The following is a 24,225-nucleotide window of genomic DNA, read 5'->3' on the forward strand; positions in this document are numbered from 1 at the left end:
GGTGCGCTGGTCTCGCCGGCCTTGATGGTGACCTGAGCGTTGTTGCTCAGGGTCACGACCAGATCGTGGTCCAGCGGTTGATTGATGTGCACGGTGAAGGTCGGTTTGACGTTCTCGGCCACCGAAGTCTGGTCGGCCGTGATGGTGACTTTGACCAGATCGCCTTCGTTGTTGCCGCCTGGGGTACCTGGGTTGCCCGGGGTACCTGGCTCGTCAGTGACGGTGGTGCTGACCGGGGTCTTGTCCAGGGTCAGTTGCTCGAACTTGCCAACATCAGCACCCGCAACGGTCGCGATGGAGTTGACCACCGCTGGGTTGCTGCCAACGTAGACGTTGTCCGGAGCAGTCACGGTGATCGAACCGCTGGTGCCATTGGCCGGTACGGTGATGACGGTTTTACCGTCGCTCAGCGTGAAGGTCAGCGCGCCATGGTTGTTGATCGGCAGGCCGTCTTTGTTGGTCAGGGTGATGGTGTAGGTGATCTCGCCGCCTTCGGTGACCGAAGGCGTCGCGGTCAGCTTCGCTACAACTTCGTCGGTGGTGTCGGTGACGTCGACCTTCGCCGAGCCGCCGAGCTCCAGATTTTCGAAGGTACGACCATCAACGTCCACAGCGGACTTGATGCCAACGCTGATTTCACCGGCGTCGTTGTAAACGTCATCACCTTGTGCCGCGTGCTGGTACGGCGCGCTGGTGTCGCCGGCTTTGATGGTGACCTGAGCGTTGTTGCTCAGGGTCACAACCAGGTCGTGGTCCAGCGGCTGGTTGATGTGCACGGTGAAGGTCGGTTTGACGTTCTCGGCTACCGACGTCTGGTCGGCCGTGATGGTGACTTTGACCAGATCGCCTTCGTTGTTGCCGCCTGGGGTACCTGGGTTGCCCGGGGTACCTGGCTCGTCAGTGACGGTGGTGCTGACCGGGGTCTTGTCCAGGGTCAGTTGCTCGAACTTGCCAACATCAGCGCCCGCAACGGTCGCGATGGAGTTGACCACCGCTGGGTTAGAGCCGACGTAGACGTTGTCCGGAGCCGTGACGGTGATCGAACCGCTGGTGCCATTGGCCGGTACGGTGATGACGGTCTTGCCGTCGCTCAGCGTGAAGGTCAGCGCGCCATGGTTGTTGATCGGCAGACCGTCTTTGTTGGTCAGCGTGATGGTGTAGGTGATCTCGCCGCCTTCGGTGACCGAAGGGGTCGCAGTCAACTTTGCCACGACTTCGTCGGTCGTGTCGGTCACTTGAACGGTAGCCGCACCGCCCAGCTGCAGGTTCTCGAAGGTCGAACCGGTGGCGTCTACCGCCGATTTGATGCCAACGCTGATTTCACCGGCATCGTTGTAAACGTCGTCCCCTTGCGCATCGTGGGTGTACGGTGCGCTGGTTTCGCCAGCCTTGATGGTGACCTGGGCATTGTTGCTCAGGGTCACGACCAGGTCGTGGTCCAGCGGCTGGTTCACGTGCACGGTGAAGGTCGGTTTGACGTTCTCCGCCACCGAGGTCTGATCGGCGGTGATGGTGACCTGCACCAGGTCGCCTTGGTTGCCAGTGCCCGGAGTACCCGAACCTGGTTCGTCGGTGACAGTGGTGCTCACCGGAGTCTTGTCCAGGGTCAGCTGCTCGAACTTGCCGACATCCGCGCCCGCAACAGTCGCGATCGACTGTACTACCGGGGTGTTGCTGCCAACGTAGACGTTGTCCGGAGCAGTCACGCTGATCGAACCGCTGGTGCCATTGGCCGGCACGGTGATGACGGTCTTGCCGTCGCTCAGCGTGAAGGTCAGCGCGCCATGGTTGTTGATCGGCAGGCCGTCTTTGTTGGTCAGGGTGATGGTGTAGGTGATCTCGCCGCCTTCGGTGACCGAAGGCGTCGCGGTCAGCTTGGCCACGACTTCGTCGGTGGTGTCGGTGACATCCACTTTCGCAGCGCCGCCCAACTCCAGGTTCTCGAAGGTCGCACCGGTAGCGTCTACCGCCGACTTGATGCCAACGCTGATCTCACCGGCATCGTTGTAAACGTCGTCGCCTTGCGCATCGTGGGTGTACGGCGCGCTGGTCTCACCGGCCTTGATGGTGACCTGAGCATTGTTGCTCAGGGTCACGACCAGATCGTGGTCCAGCGGCTGGTTGACGTGCACAGTGAACGTTGGTTTGACGTTTTCCGCCACCGAGGTCTGGTCAGCGGTGATGGTGACCTTGACGATATCGCCTTCGTTGCCTGGGGTACCTGGCTCGTCAGTAACCTGGGTGCTGACAGGGGTCTTGTCCAGGTTCAGGTTTTCAAACTTCCACGCGTCCGCGCCGCTGACGGCGTCGATAGCGTTAACTACCGGCTGGTTAGTCCCGACATAGACGTTGTCCGGCGCAGTTGCAGTAGCCGAACCGGTGGTGCTGTTGGCGGCCACAACGACCGTCGTGCCATCGGTCAGCTTGAAGTACAGCTCCGAATGGTTGTTGATCGGCAAGCCGTCTTTGTTGGTCAGGGTAACCGTGTAGGTGATCTCGCCGCCTTCGGTAACCGAAGGGGTCGCGGTCAGCTTGGCCACAACCTCGTCGATGGTGTCGGTCACTTTGACCGAAGCATCACCGCCCAGCTGCAGGTTCTCGAAGGCAGCGCCGGTGGCGTCTACCGCCGACTTGATGCCCAAGGTGATTTCGCCGGCATCCTGGTAGACGTCATCGCCTTGGGCAGCGTGCTCGTACGGCGCGCTGGTTTCGCCGGCCTTGATGGTGACCTGAGCGTTGTTGCTCAGGGTCACGACCAGGTCGTGGGCCAGCGGCTGGTTCACGTGCACAGTGAACGTTGGTTTGACGTTTTCCGCCACCGAGGTCTGGTCAGCGGTGATGGTGACCTTGACGATATCGCCTTCGTTGCCTGGGGTACCTGGCTCGTCAGTAACCTGGGTGCTGACAGGGGTCTTGTCCAGGTTCAGGTTTTCAAACTTCCACGCGTCCGCGCCGCTGACGGCGTCGATAGCGTTAACTACCGGCTGGTTAGTCCCGACATAGACGTTGTCCGGCGCAGCTGCAGTGGCCGAACCGGTGGTGCTGTTGGCGGCCACAACGACCGTCGTGCCATCGGTCAGCTTGAAGTACAGCTCCGAATGGTTGTTGATCGGCAAGCCGTCTTTGTTGGTCAGGGTTACCGTGTAGGTGATCTCGCCGCCTTCGGTAACCGAAGGGGTCGCGGTCAGCTTGGCCACAACCTCGTCGATGGTGTCGGTCACTTTGACCGAAGCATCACCGCCCAACTGCAGGTTCTCGAAGGCAGCGCCGGTGGCGTCTACCGCCGACTTGATGCCCAGAGTGATTTCGCCAGCATCCTGGTAGACGTCATCGCCTTGGGCAGCGTGCTCGTACGGCGCGCTGGTTTCGCCGGCCTTGATAGTGACCTGAGCGTTGTTGCTCAGGGTCACGACCAGGTCGTGCGCCAGAGCGGTGTTGATGTGCACGGTGAAGGTCGGTTTGACGTTCTCGGCGACCGAAAACTGGTCAGCGGTGATGGTGACCTTGACGATATCGCCTTCGTTGTTGCCGCCTGGGTTGCCTGGAGTACCTGGCTCGTCAGTAACCTGGGTGCTGACCGGGGTCTTGTCCAGGTTCAGGTTTTCGAACTTCCACGCGTCTGCGCCGCTAACGGCGTCGATAGCGTTGACCACCGGCTGATTAGCGCCGACATAAACGTTATCCGGCGCAGTTGCAGTGGCCGATCCAGTGGTGCTGTTGGCCGCGACGACAACAGTGGTGCCATCGGTCAGCTTGAAGTACAGCTCCGAATGGTTGTTGATCGGCAAACCGTCTTTGTTGGTCAGCGTGATGGTATAGGTGATCTCGCCGCCTTCGGTGACCGAAGGGGTGGCGGTCAACTTGGCCACCACTTCGTCGATGGTGTCGGTCACTTTGACCGAAGCATCACCGCCCAACTGCAGGTTCTCGAAGGCAGCGCCGGTGGCGTCTACCGCCGACTTGATGCCCAAGGTGATTTCGCCGGCATCCTGGTAGACGTCATCGCCCTGTGCAGCGTGCTCGTAAGGTGCGCTGGTTTCGCCCGCTTTGATGGTAACTGTGGCGTTGTTGCTCAGGGTCACGACCAGGTCGTGGGCCAGGGCGGTGTTGATGTGCACGGTGAAGGTCGGTTTGACGTTCTCGGCAACCGATACCTGGTCAGCGGTGATGGTGACCTTGACGATGTCACCTTCGTTGCCCGGCGTGCCTGGCTCGTCGGTAACCTGGGTACTGACCGGGGTCTTGTCCAGATTCAGGTTTTCGAATTTCCACGCATCCGCGCCGCTGACGGCGTCGATAGCGTTAATTACCGGCTGGTTAGCGCCAACATAGACGTTATCCGGCGCAGTTGCAGTGGCCGAGCCAGTGGTGCTGTTGGCCGCGACGACAACAGTGGTGCCATCGGTCAGCTTGAAGTACAGCTCCGCATGGTTGTTGATCGGCAGGCCGTCTTTGTTGGTCAGCGTGATGGTGTAGGTGATCTCGCCGCCTTCGGTGACCGACTGGCTTGCGGTCAGCTTGGCCACAACTTCGTCGATGGTGTCGGTCACTTTGACCGAAGCATCACCGCCCAACTGCAGGTTTTCGAAGGCCGCACCGGTAGCGTCTACCGCCGACTTGATGCCCAGAGTGATTTCGCCAGCGTCCTGGTAGACGTCGTCACCTTGCGCGTCGTGAGCATACGGCTCGCTCGAGGTCTGACCGGCCTTGATGGTCACAACCGCGTTATTGCTCAGGGTCACGACCAGGTCGTGGGCCAGTGCAGTGTTGATGTGCACGGTGAAGGTCGGTTTGACGTTCTCGGCGACCGAAACCTGGTCAGCCGTGATGGTGACCTTGACGATATCGCCTTCGTTACCTGGGGTACCTGGCTCGTCGGTAACCTCGGTGCTGACCGGGGTCTTGTCCAGGTTCAGGTTTTCGAACTTCCACGCATCCGCGCCGCTAACGGCATCGATGGCATTCACCACCGGCTCGTTAGCGCCGACATAGACGTTATCCGGGGCGGTCGCAGTGGCCGAGCCGGTGGTGCTGTTCGCGGGCACGATGACAGTGGTGCCATCGGTCAGCTTGAAGTACAGCTCTGCGTGGTTGTTGATCGGCAGGCCGTCTTTGTTGGTTAACGTGATCGTGTAGGTGATCTCGCCGCCTTCGGTGACCGAAGGCGTCGCAGTCAACTTGGCCACAACCTCGTCGACGGTGTCGGTCACTTGAACGGTGGCCGCACCGCCCAGTTGCAGGTTCTCGAAAGTAGCGCCAGTGGCGTCTACCGCAGAATTGATACCCAGGCTGATTTCGCCGGAGTCTTTATAGACGTCATCGCCCTGCGCGTCGTGGGTGTACGGCGCGCTGGTTTCGCCCGCCTTGATGGTGACTTGGGCATTGTTGCTCAGGGTCACGACCAGGTCGTGGTCCAACGGCTGGTTGATGTGCACGGTGAACGTCGGTTTGACGTTCTCGGCTACCGAAGTCTGGTCGGCAGTGATGGTGACCTTGACCAGGTCGCCTTCGTTGCCCGGAGTGCCTGGCTCGTCAGTAACGGTGGTGCTGACCGGGGTTTTGTCCAGGGTCAGTTGCTCGAACTTGCCGACGTCAGCGCCAGCAACAGTTGCGATCGACTGTACCACCGGGGTGTTGCTGCCAACGTAAACGTTGTCCGGAGCAGTCACGGTGATCGAACCGGTAGTGCCGTTGGCCGGTACGGTGATGACGGTTTTGCCGTCGCTCAGCGTGAAGGTCAGGGCGCCATGGTTGTTGATCGGCAGACCGTCTTTGTTGGTCAGCGTGATGGTGTAGGTGATCTCGCCGCCTTCGGTAACCGAAGGGGTCGCGGTCAGTTTCGCCACCACTTCATCAGTGGTGTCGGTCACTTGAACGGTGGCGGCACCGCCCAGTTGCAGGTTCTCGAAGGTAGCGCCGGTGGCGTCTACAGCCGAATTGATGCCCAGGCTGATCTGGCCAGCGTCATTGTAAACGTCATCGCCTTGTGCAGCGTGCTCGTATGGCGCGCTGGTGTCGCCCGCCTTGATGGTGACCTGCACGTTGTTGCTCAGGGTCACGACCAGGTCGTGGTCCAGCGGTTGGTTGACGTGTACGGTGAACGTCGGTTTGACGTTTTCCGCCACCGAAGTCTGGTCGGCCGTGATGGTGACCTTGACCAGGTCGCCTTCGTTGCCTGGGGTGCCTGGTTCGTCGGTAACCTGGGTGCCGACCGGGGTCTTGTCCAGGTTCAGGTTTTCAAACTTCCACGCGTCCGCGCCGCTGACGGCGTCGATGGCATTCACCACCGGCTGGTTAGTCCCGACATAGACGTTATCCGGCGCGGTTGCAGTGGCCGAACCGGTGGTGCTGTTAGCCGCGACGACAACAGTGGTGCCATCGGTCAGCTTGAAGTACAGCTCCGAATGGTTGTTGATCGGCAGACCGTCTTTGTTGGTCAGCGTGATGGTGTAGGTGATCTCGCCACCTTCGGTAACCGAAGGCGTCGCGGTCAGCTTGGCTACCACTTCGTCGATGGTGTCGGTCACTTTGACCGAAGCGTCACCGCCCAACTGCAGGTTCTCGAAGGCAGCGCCGGTGGCGTCCACTGCCGACTTGATGCCGAGGGAAATTTCGCCGGCATCCTGGTAAACGTCATCGCCCTGCGCAGCGTGCTCGTACGGTGCGCTGGTTTCGCCGGCCTTGATGGTGACCTGAGCGTTGTTGCTCAGGGTCACGACCAGGTCGTGCGCCAGAGCGGTGTTGATGTGCACGGTGAAGGTCGGTTTGACGTTCTCGGCGACCGAAACCTGGTCAGCGGTGATGGTGACCTTGACGATATCGCCTTCGTTGCCTGGGGTACCTGGCTCGTCAGTAACCTGGGTGCTGACCGGGGTCTTGTCCAGGTTCAGGTTTTCAAACTTCCACGCATCCGCGCCGCTGACGGCATCGATAGCGTTAACTACCGGCTGGTTAGCTCCAACATAGACGTTATCCGGTGCGGTTGCAGTGGCCGAACCGGTGGTGCTGTTGGCAGCCACAACGACCGTCGTGCCATCGGTCAGCTTGAAGTACAGCTCCGAATGGTTGTTGATCGGCAGACCGTCTTTGTTGGTCAGCGTGATGGTGTAGGTGATCTCGCCACCTTCGGTAACCGAAGGCGTCGCGGTCAGCTTGGCTACCACTTCGTCGATGGTGTCGGTCACTTTGACCGAAGCGTCACCGCCCAACTGCAGGTTCTCGAAGGCAGCGCCGGTGGCGTCCACCGCCGACTTGATGCCGAGGGAAATTTCGCCGGCGTCCTGGTAAACGTCATCGCCCTGCGCAGCGTGCTCGTACGGCGCGCTGGTTTCGCCGGCCTTGATGGTGACCTGAGCGTTGTTGCTCAGGGTCACGACCAGGTCGTGGGCCAGTGCAGTGTTGATGTGCACGGTGAAGGTCGGTTTGACGTTCTCGGCCACCGAAGTCTGGTCGGCAGTAATGGTGACTTGGACCAGGTCGCCCTGGTTACCGGTGCCCGGAGTGCCCGAACCTGGTTCGTCGGTGACAGTAGTGCTGACCGGAGTCTGGTCCAGGGTCAGCTGTTCGAACTTGCCGACATCCGCGCCCGCAACAGTCGCAATCGACTGCACCACCGGGGTGTTGCTGCCGACGTAGACGTTGTCAGGAGCAGTGATGGTGATCGAACCGCTGGTGCCATTGGCCGGTACGGTGATGACGGTTTTGCCGTCGCTCAGCGTAAAGGTCAAGGCACCGTGGTTGTTGATCGGCAGGCCATCTTTGTTGGTCAGGGTGATGGTGTAGGTGATTTCGCCGCCTTCGGTCACCGAAGGGGTCGCGGTCAGCTTGGCCACAACTTCACTGACAGTGTCCGAGACCTCAACGGTAGCCGGGCCACCCAAGTCCAGCTTCTCGAAGGTGGCGCCTGGAACGGTAGCGTCGGTAACGCTGAGGGTGATGGATCCAGCGTCTTGATAGACGTCATCGCCCTGAGCCGGGGTCTTGTACTCGACTTCGGTCTTACCGGCTTCGATCGTCACGGTGTCGCCGTTCGACAGAGTTACGGTCAACGGGCGGTCCAGCGCCTGGCTTACTTTCACAGTAAAGGAAGGTTGCTGGTCTTCGGTCACATTGCCGTTGCTGACGATGCTTACGGTTACGGTATCGATGCTGTCGCTGATAACAGTCGAAGCCGGGGTCGGATTCGGGGTCAGTTGCTCGAAGTTACCGCCGGTGGCGTTTTCGATGGTGACGCTGACAGTCGAACCGTTGTTGTAGACGTCGTTCGCCGGGGTCTGGAAGTCGACGCTGCCCTGGGTTTTGCCGGCCTCAACGGTAATGGTCTGGCCATTGGACAGGGTCACGGTCACCGGAGTCTGGGCAGGGTTGCTCAGGGTCACGGTGTAGGTGATCACGCCGCCTTCAGTGACGCTTGGCGAAGCCGTCAGGGTCGCGGTGGTGGTGTCTACCGAATCGTTGATCGTGGTCTGAGCCGGGGTCGGATTCGGGGTCAGCTGCTCGAAGTTACCGCCGGTGGCGTTCTCGATGGTGACGCTGACAGTCGAACCGTTGTTGTAGACGTCGTTCGCAGGGGTCTGGAAGTCGACACTGCCCTGGGTTTTGCCAGCCTCAACGGTGATGGTCTGGCCGTTGGACAGGGTCACGGTTACCGGAGTCTGGGCAGGGTTGCTCAGGGTCACGGTGTAGGTGATTACGCCACCTTCGGTCACCGACGGGTTCGCCGTCAGGGTTGCGGTGGTGGTGTCGACCGAATCGTTGATCGTGGTCTGAGCCGGAGTCGGGTTCGGGGTCAGTTGCTCGAAGTTACCGCCGGTGGCGTTTTCGATGGTGACGCTGACAGTCGAGCCGTTGTTGTAGACGTCATTCGCCGGAGTCTGGAAATCAACGCTGCCCTGGGTTTTGCCGGCCTCAACAGTGATGGTCTGGCCATTGGACAGGGTCACGGTCACTGGCGTCTGGGCAGGGTTGCTCAGGGTTACGGTGTAGGTAATCACGCCACCCTCGGTCACCGACGGGCTCGCCGTCAGGGTCGCGGTGGTGGTGTCGACGGAGTCATTGATCGTGGTCTGAGCCGGAGTCGGGTTCGGGGTCAGTTGCTCGAAGTTACCGCCGGTGGCGTTCTCGATGGTGACGCTGACAGTCGAACCGTTGTTGTAGACGTCGTTCGCCGGGGTCTGGAAGTCGACACTGCCCTGGGTTTTGCCAGCCTCAACGGTGATGGTCTGGCCGTTGGACAGGGTCACGGTCACCGGAGCCTGGGCAGGGTTGCTCAGGGTCACGGTGTAGGTGATTACGCCACCTTCGGTCACCGATGGGTTCGCCGTCAGAGTTGCGGTGGTGGTGTCTACCGAATCGTTGATCGTGGTCTGAGCCGGAGTCGGATTCGGGGTCAGTTGCTCGAAGTTACCGCCGGTGGCGTTTTCGATGGTGACGCTGACAGTCGAGCCGTTGTTGTAGACGTCATTCGCCGGAGTCTGGAAATCAACGCTGCCCTGGGTTTTGCCGGCCTCAACAGTGATGGTCTGGCCATTGGACAGGGTTACAGTCACCGGAGTCTGCGCAGGGTTGCTCAGGGTCACGGTGTAGGTAATCACGCCCCCTTCGGTGACGCTTGGCGAAGCCGTCAGGGTCGCAGTGGTAGTGTCGACCGAATCGTTGATCGTGGTTTGAGCCGGAGTCGGATTCGGGGTCAGTTGCTCGAAGTTACCGCCGGTGGCGTTTTCGATGGTGACGCTAACAGTCGAACCGTTGTTGTAGACGTCGTTCGCCGGGGTCTGGAAATCAACGCTGCCTTGGGTTTTGCCGGCCTCAACAGTAATGGTCTGGCCGTTGGACAGGGTCACGGTCACCGGAGTCTGGGCAGGGTTGCTCAGGGTCACGGTGTAGGTGATCACGCCGCCTTCAGTAACGCTTGGCGAAGCGGTCAGTGTTGCGGTGGTGGTGTCCACCGAATCGTTGATCGTGGTCTGAGCCGGGGTCGGATTCGGCGTCAGTTGCTCGAAGTTACCGCCGGTGGCGTTTTCGATGGTGACGCTGACGGTCGAGCCGTTGTTGTAGACGTCGTTCGCCGGGGTCTGGAAATCAACGCTGCCCTGGGTTTTGCCGGCCTCAACGGTGATGGTCTGGCCGTTGGACAGGGTCACAGTCACCGGAGTCTGGGCAGGGTTGCTCAAGGTCACGGTGTAGGTGATTACGCCACCTTCAGTGACGCTTGGCGAAGCAGTCAGAGTGGCGGTCGTGTTATCGACCGAGTCACTGATTACCGTCTCAGCCGGCGCAGGGTTCGGCGTCAGTTGCTCGAAGTTGCCACCGGTAGCGCCGGTGATCGTGGTACTGACGGTCGAACCATTGTTGTAGACGTCGTTCGCCGGGGTCTGGAAGTCGACGCTGCCTTGGGTCTTGCCAGCTTCGATGGTGATTACCTGCCCGTTGGACAGCGTAACGGTCACCGGAGTCTGGGCAGGGTTGCTCAGGGTCACGGTGTAGGTGATCACGCCACCTTCGGTCACCGACGGATTCGCCGTCAGCGTCGCAGTGGTGGTGTCGATGGTATCGGTAACCTGGGTGACTGCCGGCGTTTGCGGCACTGTCACAGTCAGGCCGTTGCCGCCAGTGGTACCCGTTACAGTTGCCGAGATCTGGCCACCGTCGATATAAGGCGTGTCATTTGCCGGGACCACGACATTGACGCTGCCGCTGGTCTGCCCGGCCGGGATGACGATTACGGCACCATTGGACAGGGTGACGACCAGGTTGGTGGTCGGCGCCTGGCCAACCGTGGCGGTATAGACGATTACGCCACCCGCTTCGCTGATGGAAGGAGTGGCGCCAAGAATCAGGTCGGTAGCAACGTTGGTGTCGATCGTCGGCGTAGTCACCTGGTTATTGCTGGTGGTATCCAGCAAGCCAACCTCTTCGCTGTCGAGCACGGTAGCAAAGCCCAGCCCTTCCGTCGGGAAGCCAACGGTAGCATCGACCCGACCCGCGGTTTCTTCGAGCATCACGAAGCTGTGACCACCGCCAAGCGCGCCGCCGCCGCCCGCTGCGGACGGGCCGGCTGCGGTGGCTTCAAGTTCGGTAGTCGGGTCGACACCGGCCGCGATCGCCTGTTGCAGCTCTTCTACCGACGGCGCGGCCTGTGCGGTCGCCTGGCTCAGGTCGGTGCTGCTGTCAGGCGCATCGGCGCTCCACTGGCTGTCGCGGCCCAGGTCAAGCAGACGGCCATCGGCTAGCTCCAAAGTAACTGCGCCGCCCGGGCCAGTGAGCACTTCCTCACCTGCCAGCAGGCGGTCCCCTTCGATGAGCACACGACGAATGCCCTCTGGGGATACCGCAATAACCTGGCCGACAATGCTTTTGACGATGGCTACAACGCTGCTCATTGGACTCTCCGTGTGACCCTATGGGTACTTCCATGCCAGAGCGGCACTCGCAAGCCACTGCAGGCGGAACTATGTCGATGATCTCTTGACGCTTTATTGCGTCAATTTTTCGCCTATAACTATTTGGAATTACTTAAATGCCAAACTATTGACCTTATAGAGGCCATCCTAAACAATCGGCAATGTAATGTCACATTGATATTTGTACCTTAGCCAACCGTTCATTGAGGACAAATGTCGTACATCATCGAAAGCTTGCTTAACGCTAGTTCGAGCAATGTTTTTAACGCCTGGACATTGGCATTTAATGCTGCAGAACAGCCGCCCATCGGCAACCGTCAAGCCTGCACGCGTCAATTTTCAGATTACTTTCGCGCGCCAGGCTGCTAACTCCATACAAGCACAAACCTTGCCTGAAACCGGACAGGCCGGGGCGTCCAAACGAGGCAACATCGGGGCTGTATAGGGTTCGAGCCAACGCCAAAGCCTTTTACAGCGCCCGGCCTGCAACAACGCTTCATCGCAGATCAGATAGATAGAGAACGATTGCGCAGATACTGACACGGCGATGATGGCAAACCCTTGACGATTTCTGAACCAGCGCCAAGCGTGCAAGCAGATTTTGTACGATGAATTTTAACGATCAGCACTTTTAAAACCGTCAACAAATCAGCGCCCATTAAATGACGAAGACAAAGATCGATCATAGGCGGCCCACTCACTGTCTGGCGGGCAGGCTATGCTGCTGAAAGTGCTTCAGCCTGTACCCATACCGGATCAAAAATGAAACACCCACTGCTCGGGAGCAGTCTGGTAGCAATGAACGACGTACAATTGTTTACTCAGTGTCGATTCGAGGCGACCATTGGCCGTCTGCTCAGCCATAAGGGCGTCGTAGCCCCACCTACACCGCTTTGCAGCACCATTGAAAGCCAGGGCGAGCCGGCCAGACTTAACGGCGGCACACCCACCCCACCCACCACAAGGATGAAGAGAGCGCCGCGTGGAATCTGAAGTCAGTCGAGTCCAACTCAGCCATGATCCACGCAGTCAGCATGACGATCCCTTGCTGGATAGCCTGCTGAGCCTGTGTGTCCTGCACCAGAAACCCGCCAGCCGGGTCATGCTGACCACCGGCCTGCCGCTGCCCGCCCAGCGCCTGAGCCCCGAGCTGCTGCCCCGTGCCGCCGCCCGGGCCGGCCTGCAAGGGCGTCTGCTGCAGCGCAAGCTGGAGCAGATCCCGAGCATCGCCATGCCGGCGATGCTACTGCTGAAGGAAGGCCGCAGTGCCGTCCTGCTAGGCTGGGAGAACGAAGATACCGCGCGCCTGTTGCTCAGCGAGAGCGACGGCGGCGAGGTGCATGTCAGCCGCGAAGCCCTGCAAAGCGACTATAGCGGCCGGGTATTCTTCGCCCAGCCGCAGCACAAGTTCGACGTCAACCACGGCAACCTCATCCCGCGGGCAAAGTCGTGGTTCCGCGATACCCTGCTGCGCAGCAAGTGGCTGTATATCGACGCCATCGCCGCCAGCCTGGTGATCAACCTGATCGCCCTGGCTGCGCCGCTGTTTGTGATGAACGTGTATGACCGTGTGGTGCCCAACCAGGCAACGTCAACGCTCTGGGTGCTGGCCATCGGTATCGCCGGCGCCTACATCTTCGACCTGATCCTCAAGGGGCTGCGAGGCCTTTGCCTGGACCTGGCCGGCAAGAAGACCGACCTGATCATCTCGGCGACGCTGTTCGAGCGCATCGTCGGCATGTCGATGAAGTACCGCCCGGCCAGGGTCGGCAGCTTTGCCCAGAACATTCACGAGTTCCAGGGCCTGCGCGACTTCCTCGCCTCATTGACCCTGACCAGCCTGATCGACCTGCCGTTCACCATTCTTATCCTGATCGTCATCGCCATCATTGGCGGGCACCTGGTGTGGATCCCGATCATTGCCTTCCCGCTGGCCCTGGGCATCGGCTATGCCTTGCAACGGCCGCTGATGGCGACCATGGAGCGGACCATGGCCCTGGCCTCCGAGCGCCAGTCCAGCCTGATCGAAACCCTGGCCGGCCTGGATGCGGTAAAGGTCAACAACGCCGAAAGTGAACGCCAGTACATGTGGGAGCAGACCCTGGGCACCCTCAGCCGCCTGGAACTGCGCGTGAAGGTGCTGTCGAGCCTGGCGATGAACATCACCATGCTCATCCAGCAGCTGGCTGGCGTGGCGATGATCTGCGTTGGCGTGTACCTGATCATCGACGGCAACTTGAGCATGGGCGGTCTGGTGGCGTGCTACATGCTTAGCGGTCGGGCGCTCGGGCCACTGGCCTCGCTCAACGGCTTGCTTGCCCGCTACCAGCAAGCCAAGGTCACCATGGTGGCCACAGACCACATGATGGAACTGCCGCAAGAGCGCAACTTCGAGGAGCGCCCGCTGAGCCGCAAGGTACTGCAGGGTAGTGTCGAGTTCCGCGGGGTTGATTTCACCTACCCGAACCAGCAGAACCTGGCGCTGAAGAACATCAACCTGACCATCCGCCCCGGCGAAAAAGTCGGCATCATCGGCCGCAGTGGCTCGGGCAAGAGCTCGCTGGCCAAGCTCATCGTCGGCCTGTACGAGGCCGATGGCGGCTCGCTGCTGGTCGATGGCGTGGACATTCGCCAGATCGACGTCAGCGAACTGCGCCACAACATCGGCTATGTACCGCAGGACATCCAGCTGTTGGCCGGTACCCTGCGCGACAACCTGGTCAGCGGTGCCCGTTACATCGAGGACGAACTGATCCTGCAGGCCGCCGAGCTGGCGGGTGTTCATGAATTTGCCCGTTTGCACCCGGACGGTTACGAGCTGCAAGTGGGTGAGCGCGGGCAGAACCTGTCCGGCGGCCAGCGGCAGAACGTAGCCCTGGGCCGTGCGCTGCTGCTCAACCCGCAAATCCTGTTGCTGGACGAGCCGACCAGTGCCATGGACAACACCGGCGAAGAGCGCCTCAAGCAGCGCCTGCAAGCGGTGGTGGAAAGCAAGACGGTACTGTTGGTCACGCACCGGGCCTCGCTGCTGTCGCTGGTGGACCGGCTGATCGTGATCGATCGCGGGCAGATTGTCGCCGACGGCCCGAAAGCCGCGGTCATGGATGCGCTGAAGAAGGGGCAGATCAGTGTTGCATAAGCTGGATATGGGGCAATTCAAGGATGGCCTGCGGCGCTACTTCAAAGGTTCCGACTCACTGGGCGGCCAGCCGCTGCCAGAGGTCAACAAGGCCCTGATCGAAGATGCACCGCGGGTTGTGCGGCTGACCATCTGGGGCGTGATCCTGTTCTTCGTGTTCTTGATCGTGTGGGCCAGCGTCGCCCCCATCGACGAGGTCACGCGGGGTGAAGGCAAGGCCATTCCGTCGTCCAAGGTGCAGAAGATCCAGAACCTGGAGGGCGGTATCGTCGCCGAAATCTTCGCCAAGGAAGGGCAGATCGTTGAAGTGGGCCAGCCATTGCTGCGCCTGGATGAAACCCGCTTCGCCTCCAACGTTGGTGAGACCGAGGCCGACCGCCAATCCATGGCCCTGCGGGTCGAACGCCTGAGTGCCGAGGTAGAGGACCGCCCGCTGAAGATCGACGAAGAACTGCGCAAAGCCGCACCAAGCCAGGCGGCCAGTGAAGAGTCGCTGTACCAGAGCCGGCGCCAGCAACTGCAGGACGAAATTGGCGGCCTGCAGCAGCAGCTGGTTCAGCGCCAGCAAGAGCTGCGTGAATACAGCTCCAAACGCGCCCAGTACGCCAACAGCCTGGAGTTGCTGCGCAAGGAAATCGGCATGTCAGAACCGCTGGTGGCAACCGGCGCAATCTCCCAGGTCGAAGTGCTGCGCCTGCGCCGCGCCGAAGTGGAGAACCGTGGCCAGCTGGACTCCACTGCGCTGGCCATCCCGCGTGCCGAGGCGGCCATCCGCGAGGTGCAAAGCAAGATCGAGGAAACCCGAGGCAAATTCCGCAGTGAAGCGCTGACCCAGCTGAACGAGGCACGCACCGAGCTGAACAAGGCCACGGCCACCAGCAAGGCACTGGACGATCGGGTGCACCGTACCATGGTCACTTCGCCTGTACGCGGTATCGTCAAGCAGATGCTGGTCAACACCATTGGTGGGGTGATCCAGCCTGGCAGCGATATCATTGAAGTGGTACCCCTGGACGACACGCTGGTCATCGAAGCGAAGATCCTGCCCAAGGACATCGCCTTCCTGCACCCTGGCCAGGAGGCGACCGTCAAGTTCACGGCCTACGACTACACCATCTACGGTGGGCTCAAGGCCAAGCTGGAACAGATCGGCGCCGACACCATCACCGACGAAGACAAGAAGACCACCTACTACCTGATCAAGCTGCGCACCGACCGCAGCCACCTGGGGACTGACGAGAAACCGCTACTGATCATCCCAGGGATGGTGGCGACGGTGGATATCATGACCGGCAAGAAGACCATCATGAGCTACTTGCTCAAGCCGATCATGAAGGCGCGTTCGGAGGCGCTGCGCGAGCGCTGATCAGTTTGGCCACTGCTTTCCAGTGGCTCCTCTGGCCCTATCGCCGGCAAGCCAGCACCCACAGGTACCGCACTGGCTTTGAAGTTGGTGCAGTACCTGTGGGAGCTGGCTTGCCGGCGATAAGGCCGGAACTGCCAGTACGAGAACTCAGCGCCAAGGCGCAGGTTCACCTACCAGCTGCCCCTGAATGCCGCCTACCCCCATCTCCTGCAGCTCCCGCCGCTCCCCTTCTGTCTCGACCCGCTCGGCAATCAGCGGCAAGTCGATGCTGTGCGCTGCACGCTGGATCGCCTCGATGAACAGCCGCTTGTGCTGCTCATGGTCGATGTTACGGATGTAGCTGCCGTCAATTTTCAGGTACGCCAAGCCCAGGTGCGCCAGGTTGCCGATCATGCTGAAGCGCCCGCCAAAGCGCTGCAGCGCCAAGCCAAAACCCAGCCCGTGCAGGCGCCGGGTGAGTTGCTCCAGAGCCGCCTGCTCAGGCAACTGCTCCTCGCCAATTTCAAAAACCAGCCGCGGGCCGAGCGCCGCGTTCTGGCCCAGCAGTTCAAAGATGCGGTGCAGGGCCTTGGGGTCGGCCAATGTAGCGGCGGACAGGTTCAGCGCCAGCACCTGATCATGCCCACGCAGGTGCGCCAACACTTTCTCCAGCACCAGCACGTCCAGCCGCGGCATCCAGCCGAAGCGCTCCAGCCAAGGCAGGAAGCGACCCGCCGGCAGTGCCTCGCCCTGGCCATCCTGCAAGCGGGAAATCACCTTGTGGTGCAGTACCCGTTGCACCGTAGTGCAATCCACCACCGGCTGGAAGAACAGCTCGAAATGCCCATTTTTGAACGCCTGATCGAGCCGCTCATGCCAGGCGTGCTGGCTATCGGCAGCCACTGCAGCCACGCCTTGTTCAAGGCATACCCACCCCGGCGTTGGCTGGTTCTCGGCACGGGCCAGAGCCTCATCGGCGAGCTTCAGCAAAGCCTGCGGAGAATCACCCGGGCTGAATGGCGCGAGGCCGATACAAGCCACCGGGTCGATATCACTGGCGCCCGTTTCGTGCAGGCTCTGCAGCGTTGCCTCCAGGGCCTGGGCCAGGTTTACCGCTTCTTCATGCACCATGCCCGGCGCCAGCACGGCAAACTCGCCACCGCGGCTGCGGGAAATCAGGTCGTTGGTTTCCGGGAAGCTGGCACAGGTACGGCGCAACTGCTCACCCACGGCCTGCAGCAACTGGTCGGTACGCTGTCCGCCAAGGCGTGCGTTCAGCCCTGCCAACCCTTGGACACGCAGTAACAGCAGGTAGCCGGCGCGCGCGTCCTCCAGGTTGCTTACCCGGGTGTTCAGCTGCATTTCGAAATAGCGGCGGTTCGAGAGCCCGGTCAGGCTGTCCTGATAGGACTCCGCACGCAACCGCTCGCTGCGCTCGGCCTGCTCGGTAAACAGCGCCTTGAGCTTCTCGACCATCTGGTTCATCGCCTGCACCACACGGCGCAGTTCCGGTGTGCGGGGCAACTCGGGCAGGCTGAGAAATTCGCGGCGCGCAATGGCATGGGATTGCTCAACCATATAGTCCAGCGGGCGCAACTGGCGGCGCAACAGCAAGGCGCCGAGCACGGCACTGGCTGCACCGCACAGCAGTAACCAGCCCAGGCTGCCCAAGGCGCTTTGCCAGAGTTTGGCAATGGCAAACATCGGGTGGCTGATCACTTCCACCCGCGCGGCCTGCTGCCAGCCGCGGCTGACGATGGCGTCGCCACCGGCGGCCTCAAGGCCGATCAGGTGCACGAACCAGCGCGGTACCCCGCCAGGGTCCGGCTCGGCGTGGCGCTCCACTAGTACGGCGTTGGAGCCCAGGTCGACGACCTTGATGCTTGCATAGTAACCACTGTCGAAGATCGAGCTGACCATCAGCTCGACCATCGCCGGGTCGTCGATATTCGGCGTCAGCGAAAGCGCCAGCGCGGTCGCTGCATCTTGGGCGTGCGAACGCAACTGGTTGACGTACTGGCTGCGCGAGCTTTCCAGGCTAACCATGAAACTGCCACTGAAGGCGACTACCAGGAACAGGCAAATGGCCAACAGCAATTGTTTGAACAGTGACATCTGTGCTCCTTCAGTAAACCGGCTCGGCCGGGAACCCTTCGGCCTGCATTTTCTTCAGCAAATCCTGCCAGCGTGACAGCCGCTTGGTGTCTCCGACCTTCTTGTTGCCTGCGGCGCCCGTCAACCACAACCCCTCGCCATTGAAGGCATACACCGGCAGCAGGTCGGTACGTTGGCTTGCCGGCTTGATGGCATCCATGAGGCTGTCGAGCACCAAAGGCTGGGCCTGTGGGTTTGAATAATAAGTCAGGACCATGTGCGCGCGATTCTGCCGCAACGCCTTGACGTAGGTGATGCGCAGTTTTTCGCTGGGGATGCCCATGCGCCGCAGGCTGAAATACTTGGCGATGGCGTAGTCCTCGCAGTCCCCGGCACCTTTGATCAGTGCCTGCACCGGTGTGGCCCAGTAGTCGACCTCATGCCACAGGTCAATGTCTTCGACATAGCGCAATTGCTGGTTGAAAAAACGGTTGACCACTTGCAGCTGCTCAAGCTCAGTACCCTGCTTTTGCGTGGCCATCAGGTTCTGCCAGGCATCGATACGGCCCTGCCCGACACCCAGAGGACCATACAAGGCCTGCGACTTGCGGCTGATCTGGGAGAAATCCCAATCCGCGTGCAAGCCGCCCAGCAGCAGACTGCCCAGCAGCCCGGCAAAGGCGACACGTCGCACAACGGTTTTGAACATCCAGGATATCGCCACTGCCAAGCCCTGTGCAGGCCAGTCGAAAGCAGCGATGGTGCGGCTTGCCACTGCAAAAAACAATGGCACCCTGCAATCATGCATCCGCCTGTCAGCCGGCCTACACTTTCTGTTTATAACCTTCTATAGGCCGCTTCCTTTGGCGGGCGACTTCATCCACCATAGCCGCGCTTTTGGGCGCCCGTGCCAATGCGGGCCTAGGTTTGACAACCCCCACAAGCTGTAACTAGTGTCATTGGATCCAACTTTAGTCATCGTTGAGGCAGACGTCGCGTGGCCGAGAAAATCAAATTGAGCAATGTGCTGGTCAGCGAGCAGCTGTCGCCGCACCAGGCCCGTGCCGTGATCGAAGAACGCCTGCGTAGCGCCATCCTCGATGGCCGCCTGCCCCCTGGCACCGCCGTGCGACAACAAGAGCTCGCCACCTTGTTTGGCGTCAGCCGCATGCCCGTGCGCGAAGCCCTGCGCCAGCTTGAAGCGCAATCGCTGCTGAAAGTTGAGATGCACAAGGGTGCGGTGGTTGCGCCGCTGATCGGCGAGGATGCGGTGGACACCTATGCCCTGCGCGTACTGCTTGAGAGCGAAGCGCTGCGCCAGTCGATCCCGCTGCTTGATGCCAGCGATATCGCCAGCGCCCGTGGCTATATTCAGCAACTGGAGAACGAAACACGCCACGCCGAAATCGGCCGCCTGAACCGCCTGTTCCACATGGCGCTATACAGCAAGGCGTCGAACAGGAAGCTGCTGCGCCTGATTGAGAACGAACTGAACGAAGAAGAGCGCTTCCTGCGTTTTCATCTTTCATCCATGGGCCTGGGCAAGCTGACCCAGGACGATCACAACGCACTGGTAGACGCGGCAAGCGACAAGCTGGTGGATGAGGCGGTAGCCGTGCTGGCCCGGCACCTCAATAGCGGAGCACTGGTAATCCGCAATTATCTGGATGCGCAACGGGCGCGTTAGCCCGTAACTGGCTTTACGTGCGGCGCGAGGAGATGGGTTGCAAATTGACCCTGTCACGCCAACAATGAGACTAATTATCATTCATGTCCATTGATGCCAGCGCCCTCCACTATGCCCAGCAACGACTCCGTGCAAACGCTCTACAGTGACCACCACGGCTGGTTACACGCCTGGCTGCGCAGCAAGCTGGGCAATGCCGCCGATGCCGCAGACCTGGCCCATGATACCTTCGTCCGCTTGCTGCAACGCCGCGAACACCTGCAGCTGAATACCCCTCGGGCGTTCTTGCGCACGGTAGCGCGTGGGCTGATCATCGATCACTGGCGCCGCGAGGAACTGCACAGGGCCTACCTGGAGGCACTGGCCCATGTGCCGCAAGCACAGTATCCCTCGGCCGAAACCCGCGAGCTGCTGCTGGAATTGCTTGAGCGTATCTCGCGCATGCTCGACGGCCTCAAACCCAAGGTACGTCGCGCCTTCCTGCTGGCCCAATGCGAGGGGCTGAAGCACCAGGCCATTGCCGAGCAGATGGGGATCTCGGTGCGTACCGTAGAGCGGTACATCGCTGATGCGCTCTACCATTGCTATGTGCTGCGCTACGAAGACGAGTGTTGAATCAATGACTGCCGCACGCCCTGATGCAAAAGCCGTCAAACAGGCCATCCAGTGGCTGCTGCGGTTGCGCGAGAGCGGGCATGAGCCGACGCTGCAACAACAGTGCGCGCAATGGCGCAGTGCCCACAACGAACATGAGCAGGCTTGGCAACGGGTGATGCACCTGCATCAGGACCTTGACCTGCGCTCCGTCCCCGGTGCCGGGTTGGCGTTGCAAACCCTGGAAGCCAGCCAGCAACGTCTGCACCGCCGGCAAGCGCTGAAGCTGCTTGGCGGCGTTGTCATGGTGGGATCGGCGACATGGCTGGCCAAAGACCTCGATGCTATCAGTGCGTGGGCGTCGGACTATGCCACCGGCACCGGTGAGCAACGCGTCTTCACCCTGCCCGATGGCTCACTGATGCAACTCAATACCCGCACTGCCGTGGACCTGGCCTTCAATGACCAGCAGCGTCTGGTTCGCCTGAAGCAGGGGGAGCTGATGATTACCTGCAACTCCGGGCATCCAGTGCTGGTACAAACCCGCGATGCACTGCTGGAAGGGTTCGCAGGGCGCTTTGTGGCCTACCAGGACAACGATTGCACACGTGTCAGTGTGAGCCACGGCAAAGTGGCGATCCACCGGCCTGGCAATGGCCAACTTCAGTGGATTGAAGGCGGCCAGCACTGGCGCCTGGATGCTCAAGGCGCGCACCAGCTGACGCACCTGGACATGGACGCGATGGCCTGGACTGAAGGCCTGATCGTTACCCAGGACATGCGCCTGTCCGACTTCCTCGCGCAGGTCAGCCGTTATCGCCACGGTTACCTGGGCTGCAGCGACGAAATTGCCGATTTGCGCCTGTCCGGGGTGTTCCGCCTCGAAGACCCGGAGCAGCTGCTTCAGTTGCTGCCGCAAACGCTGCCCGTAAGGCTTCGCCAACGTACACGCTGGTGGGTACGTGTAGAAAGCATGGCCTGATAAGGCCTTGACGATTTCTGGCGGGTTTTCAATCCCGGTCCGGCTAGGACAGTAAGCGACACCATCTGCCCTCAACACTTCAACGGACCCTTCATGCCTATCAACCCGGTGTTAACCCACACTCTCAACTTGAATGATTATCGACCTGTCCTGCAATCAGCACGCTTGCGCCATGCTATCCGGGCTGCGCTGTTTGGTACTGCCTTGAGCCTGGCCGCTGTTCCGCAACTTTGCGCAGCGGCTGAGACAGCCCAAGTGAGTCATCGCTATGCAATTCCGGCCGGACAACTGGCCGACGTACTCAATCAGTTCGCTCGCCAGGCCGGAATTACCCTGTCAAGTACGCCTCAGCTCACCGATGGCCTGCAATCGAACGGCCTGCAGGGGCAGTACGCTACCGACCAGGCGCTGCGCCAACTGCTCAATGGCAGCGGCCTGGAAGCGGTCAGCCAGGATGGACGTAGCTATGTGTTGCAGACACAACCCCAGGAAGCCGCCCTGTCATTGCCAGACACTGATATCCGTGGGTTCACCCTCGGCAATGCGCTGGGCAGCATGGAGGGTTACAACGCCACCCACAGCCAGGTGGCGACCAAGACCAGCACGCCGTTGGTGGAAACCTCCCAATCCGTCTCGGTGGTTACTCGCCAGCAGATGGATGATCAGGGCTCACAGACCGCTGCCCAGGCCATGCGCTACACGCCTGGGGTACTGACCAACCCTTACGGTGCCACCCATCGCTACGACTATGTGGCCATGCGCGGCTTCAACGACGGTTCTGTGGATAACATATACGTCGATGGGCTCAAATCGATGGGTGACAACGGCACCTACAGCACCATGCAGGTAGACCCGTACTTCCTTGAGCGCATCGACATTCTGAAGGGGCCCTCCTCGGTGCTGTATGGGCGAAGCTCGCCGGGGGGGCTGGTCGCCCTGACCACCAAGAAGCCGCTGTTTACCCCATTCCATCAGATTCAGGCCACGGTTGGCACCCAAGGCCAGCGTGGTATGGGTTTCGACTTCAGCGGCCCTGTGGATGACGATCAGCGTATCGCTTATCGCCTGACAGGCCTGGCGGATGCGTCCGACACCCAGTTCGACCACAACAAGGAAGAACGCTACACCATCGCCCCGGCCATCAGCGTCGATTTCACCGAAGATACCTCGCTCACGCTTCAGGCTTACCTGCAGCACGACCCTAACGGAGGGTACCACGGTGGCAACCCTGCAGACGGCATGCTGCACAAGCGCAATGGCTTGCGCTTGTCAGACCACTTCTTCGAGGGCGAGCCGGGCATCGACAACTACGAACGTACGCAACAGTCGTTCAGCTACCAGTTCGAGCACCGCTTCAACGATGTGTTCACGGCGCGGCAGAACTTCCGTTACCAGGATTCGGACGTGTCCATGGACCAGGTGTACTCAGCCGGCTGGGCAGATGCCGACAGCAACGTCCTCAACCGCGCCTATACCGGCGGCGACGAGCGCCTGCATTCGTACATCATCGACAATATGCTGCAGGCGGAATTCTACACCGGCGCTGCCAAACACACTCTGCTGCTGGGCACCGACTACCAGCGGCGCAAGGCCGATGTCGCATGGCGTTATGGCTCGGTCGACCCGCTGGACGCCGGCAACCCGCAGTACGGCAATGGCAACCTTCAGGTACTGGGCGAAAACCGCTACCAGCGGCGCTTGCAACAAACCGGTGTGTACCTGCAGGACCTGGTGGAGCTGGACCAGTGGCGTTTCTCCCTGGGGCTTCGCCAGGACTGGGTGAAGGTGTCGGAGGAGAATCGCGACAGCGACACCAAGGTCAGCGATCAGCGCTCCAAGTTCACCACCCGGGCCGGGGTGCTCTACCTGTTCGAGAACGGCATTGCGCCCTATGTCAGCTACTCGGAGTCGTTCAATCCCAACACCGTGTCCGACCAGGAAGGCCGCCCGCTGGCACCGACTGAGGGCACTCAATGGGAAGCAGGTATCAAGTATCAGCCTCCGGGCAGCGACAACCTGTTTACCGCATCGGTGTTCCGCATCGAGCAGGAAAACCTGGCCTCGAAGCAGCCTGACGAAAACTTCTATCGCCCGGTAGGTGAAGTACGCTCGCAAGGGCTGGAGCTGGAGGCACATGTGCAGCTGACCGACAGCCTCAAACTGCTGGGCGGCTACACCTTCACCGATATCGAATATTCCAGGTCGATGCCGAGCCTGACGTCGGGCAGCCTGGACAACAAAGGCAATTCGCCAACCCAGGCACCAAAACAGATGTTCTCGCTGTGGGCTGACTACAACTTCCGCCAAGGGCCGCTGGATGGCCTGCGGCTGGGCGGTGGAGTGCGGTATGTGGGCTACAGCTGGGTGGATGCGGAAAACAGCATGAAGGTGCCTTCCTACACGTTGTTCGACGCCTCGCTGGGCTATGACCTGGGCAAGGTTGGGCTCAAGGGTGTGGATGTGCGCATTAACGCAAACAACCTTACCAATGAAAGCTACATCACCTCATGTGCCAGCCTGAACTACTGCTACATGGGTGAAGAGCGCAATGTCAGCGCCACGGTCAGCTATCAGTTCTGAAATGAAAGTGGCTGCTGATACGCGGTCCGTGTAGGAGCGGCCTTGTGTCGCGATCGGGCTGAAAGTGAAGGCCCGGAAAAGACAAAGCCCCTGTCTGCATTGCAGACAGGGGCTTTGGGTTTGAATCTTGACGATGACCTACTCTCACATGGGGAAACCCCACACTACCATCGGCGATGCATCGTTTCACTGCTGAGTTCGGGATGGGATCAGGTGGTTCCAATGCTCTATGGTCGTCAAGAAATTCTGTGTGCTGGCCCGTCACTCGGACGTGCCTGCGAATCTCTGTAGTTCCTACTTAAAGACAAAACCCCTACCTGCATGTGCAGATAGGGGTTTTGCGAAATGAATCTTGACGATGACCTACTCTCACATGGGGAAACCCCACACTACCATCGGCGA

Annotated in this window: 9 protein-coding genes and 1 rRNA gene; 6 read left to right on the top strand and 4 right to left on the bottom strand. The window is 60.5% G+C overall.

Going from position 1 to position 24,225, the window contains the following annotated elements; all coding sequences use genetic code 11:
- Window positions 1–11,381 (bottom strand): retention module-containing protein (locus tag SB765_RS27475; RefSeq protein ID WP_410932243.1); only part of this gene is annotated, 11,381 nt, incomplete at its 3' end.
- A 1,003-nt stretch (window positions 11,382–12,384) separates the two neighbouring features.
- Here SB765_RS27475 and SB765_RS27480 point away from each other — a divergent pair.
- Together SB765_RS27480 and SB765_RS27485 are read left to right on the top strand one after the other, a co-directional pair.
- The gene (locus SB765_RS27480) at window positions 12,385–14,541 is read left to right on the top strand and encodes a type I secretion system permease/ATPase (RefSeq protein ID WP_341797248.1); all 2,157 of its coding nucleotides are present in this window, start codon (window positions 12,385–12,387) and stop codon (window positions 14,539–14,541) included.
- Between the two features lie 7 nt (window positions 14,542–14,548).
- Entirely contained in the window at window positions 14,549–15,907 is a 1,359-nt protein-coding gene (locus SB765_RS27485; RefSeq protein WP_341798847.1) for an HlyD family type I secretion periplasmic adaptor subunit, read from the top strand.
- Window positions 15,908–16,054: 147 nt separating this feature from the next.
- Here the strand turns inward: SB765_RS27485 and lapD are convergent, their stop codons facing one another.
- Both lapD and lapG read right to left on the bottom strand, forming a co-directional pair.
- The gene (gene lapD / locus SB765_RS27490; protein ID WP_341797247.1) at window positions 16,055–18,001 is read right to left on the bottom strand and encodes a cyclic di-GMP receptor LapD; all 1,947 of its coding nucleotides are present in this window, start codon (window positions 17,999–18,001) and stop codon (window positions 16,055–16,057) included.
- Between the two features lie 10 nt (window positions 18,002–18,011).
- Complete coding sequence (gene lapG / locus SB765_RS27495) at window positions 18,012–18,773, bottom strand: cysteine protease LapG (RefSeq protein ID WP_341797246.1); 762 nt, start codon at window positions 18,771–18,773, stop codon at window positions 18,012–18,014.
- Window positions 18,774–18,977: 204 nt separating this feature from the next.
- Between lapG and SB765_RS27500 the strand changes: the two genes are divergently transcribed.
- The 4 genes from SB765_RS27500 to SB765_RS27515 all read left to right on the top strand — a co-directional run bounded on the left by SB765_RS27500 (window position 18,978) and on the right by SB765_RS27515 (window position 23,823).
- On the top strand, window positions 18,978–19,667 hold the full coding sequence (locus tag SB765_RS27500; RefSeq protein ID WP_016497456.1) for a GntR family transcriptional regulator: 690 nt from the start codon (window positions 18,978–18,980) through the stop codon (window positions 19,665–19,667).
- 111 nt (window positions 19,668–19,778) lie between these two features.
- The gene (locus tag SB765_RS27505) at window positions 19,779–20,282 is read left to right on the top strand and encodes a sigma-70 family RNA polymerase sigma factor (protein ID WP_341797245.1); all 504 of its coding nucleotides are present in this window, start codon (window positions 19,779–19,781) and stop codon (window positions 20,280–20,282) included.
- Between the two features lie 4 nt (window positions 20,283–20,286).
- On the top strand, window positions 20,287–21,243 hold the full coding sequence (locus tag SB765_RS27510) for a FecR domain-containing protein (protein WP_410932244.1): 957 nt from the start codon (window positions 20,287–20,289) through the stop codon (window positions 21,241–21,243).
- Between the two features lie 165 nt (window positions 21,244–21,408).
- Entirely contained in the window at window positions 21,409–23,823 is a 2,415-nt protein-coding gene (locus SB765_RS27515) for a TonB-dependent siderophore receptor (protein ID WP_410932245.1), read from the top strand.
- A gap of 125 nt (window positions 23,824–23,948) precedes the next feature.
- Here the strand turns inward: SB765_RS27515 and rrf are convergent.
- Window positions 23,949–24,064, bottom strand: a 5S ribosomal RNA gene (gene rrf / locus SB765_RS27520).
- Between the last annotated feature and the right edge of the window lie 161 nt (window positions 24,065–24,225).

This window comes from Pseudomonas sp. SIMBA_067 (assembly GCF_046534675.1).
GTDB lineage: Bacteria > Pseudomonadota > Gammaproteobacteria > Pseudomonadales > Pseudomonadaceae > Aquipseudomonas > Aquipseudomonas putida.

Coding starts and splice junctions, on each gene's coding strand:
- SB765_RS27505 (WP_341797245.1), top strand. CDS start 19,779: ATGCCCAGCAACGACTCCGTGCAAACGCTCTACAGTGACCACCACGGC.
- SB765_RS27510 (WP_410932244.1), top strand. CDS start 20,287: ATGACTGCCGCACGCCCTGATGCAAAAGCCGTCAAACAGGCCATCCAG.
- SB765_RS27485 (WP_341798847.1), top strand. CDS start 14,549: ATGGGGCAATTCAAGGATGGCCTGCGGCGCTACTTCAAAGGTTCCGAC.
- lapD (WP_341797247.1), bottom strand. CDS start 18,001: ATGTCACTGTTCAAACAATTGCTGTTGGCCATTTGCCTGTTCCTGGTA.